The 1,926-nt window shown below is 42.5% G+C and carries 2 protein-coding genes; both read left to right on the top strand.

The annotated features are described in order from the left end of the window. Nucleotides 1-79 precede the first annotated feature (79 nt). Complete coding sequence (locus tag L654_RS0114685; RefSeq protein WP_024608307.1) at nucleotides 80-1,249, top strand: efflux RND transporter periplasmic adaptor subunit; 1,170 nt, start codon at nucleotides 80-82, stop codon at nucleotides 1,247-1,249. Nucleotides 1,250-1,258: 9 nt separating this feature from the next. Beyond that, nucleotides 1,259-1,926 (top strand): efflux RND transporter permease subunit (locus L654_RS0114680; RefSeq protein ID WP_029753626.1); only part of this gene is annotated, 668 nt, incomplete at its 3' end.

Here is a 1,926-nt window from a genome sequence, read left to right as displayed (position 1 = left end):
AATGAATTTAAAAATCTATGGTTTTTACACACGGGTTTAATCCGTATTATGCGAGGCTAATCAACAATGGAGCGTCTTCATGAACAAACATCTAATTGCTGCTGCACTTACTGCGGCATCTTTAACACTTGCGGGTTGTGCTGATGAGAGCACAGCTCAATCAGCACCTGCACAGCAACTTCAACCAATTGATGTAGCACAGGTGCTTGTTAAGCCGGTACAAAGCTGGCACACATATACAACTCGTTTAGAGTCTCCACAAGAAGTTGCTTTAATGCCGCGTGTATCGGGAATCATCGATAGCATTGAATTTAAAGAAGGCGATGTGGTTAAAGAAGGCGATGTTTTATTTCAATTAGATGCTCGTCCATTTGCTGCTGTGGTTGCTAGTTTAAAAGCGCAAATTAACAGCGCAGAAGCCGCACTTGAACAAGCTAAAAGTGAAGACAAACGTGCGGTACGCTTATTAGACCGTAAGGCAATCTCAACTGAGCAAGCACAAGCGCGTACTTCAACACTACGCCAACGCGAAGCACAGCTTTCTGCACTTCAAGCACAACTTACTTCAGCAGAGCTTGATTTAGAGTTTACGTCAGTAGTATCACCAATTGATGGCATTATTTCTCGCGCAAATATTACCAAAGGTAATAACATACTTGCGGGTCAAAGCGTATTAACGTCAATTGTTTCAAACCAAGCTATGTATGCTTATTTTGATGTTGATGAACGCACATGGAATAGCTCTTTTAATGATGTTACTGCTGCGAGCCATCAAACTGTTGTAATGCAAAAAGTGGGTCAAAGCGATTTTGCATACAAAGGCTACATTAACTTTATTGATAACCAAATTAATTCATCAACAGGTACATTACGCGTACGTGCGGTATTTAATGAAGACAGCAACCAATTACGCGCAGGCTCGTTTGCACGTATTAAGCTTGCAGCCAACTCTATTAGCGACGCGATTATTATCCCAGAACGTGCAATTGGTACCGACTTAAAAAATCGTTTTGTATTAACGGTTGGCGAAAACAACGTACTTGAATACAAACTAATTACTATTGGTGAGCGTTACGGTGCATTACGTGCGGTTACATCGGGCCTTAGCGAAGGTGACGTAATTGCAGTAAACGGCCCAGCACGTGTAGGCCCAGGTATGCCAATCTCTCCACAAACAGTAACAATTGATACAAGCGGTGTTGCATTTACATTGTCAAACGACAACGCACAACTTGTGGCTAAGCAATAAGGTTTATTGATGAAATTTTCGCATTTCTTTATACAGCGCCCAATATTTGCGGCAATGCTGTCGTTGGTTATTTTAATTGCTGGTGGTATTTCACTATTCCAACTACCAGTAAGTGAATACCCAGAAGTGGTTCCTCCTACAGTGGTTGTGACTGCAAGTTACCCGGGTGCAAACCCAACCGTTATCGCGCAAACAGTGGCAACACCGCTGGAGCAAGAAATTAACGGTACTGAAAACATGTTGTATATGTTTTCGCAAGGTACAAGCGATGGACGCATGACACTAACGGTAACTTTTGCTTTAGGTACCGATTTAGATCGTGCTCAAGTACAAGTACAAAACCGTGTAAACAGTGCATTGCCACGTTTGCCAGAAGAAGTACAACGTTTAGGTGTTGTAGCCGAAAAATCATCACCCGATTTAACCATGGTGGTGCACTTATATTCGCCTGAAAAAACGCACGACACAGCTTACTTATCTAATTATGCTGATTTAAACATTAAAGATGAAATTGCACGCTTACCAGGCGTAGGTGATATTCGTTTATTTGGTGGTGGCAAATACTCAATGCGCGTATGGCTAAACCCAGATGCTCTTGCTGCACGGGAATTAACAGCAACAGATGTAGTTGCTGCCCTTCGCTCGCAAAACCAACAAGTTGCAGCGGGTAGCTTAGG

Source organism: Pseudoalteromonas sp. TAB23, assembly GCF_000498075.1.
GTDB classification, from domain to species: domain Bacteria; phylum Pseudomonadota; class Gammaproteobacteria; order Enterobacterales; family Alteromonadaceae; genus Pseudoalteromonas; species Pseudoalteromonas arctica.
The sequence above is the reverse complement of the archived record's forward strand: the minus strand, read 5'-3'. Positions and strand labels throughout refer to the sequence as shown.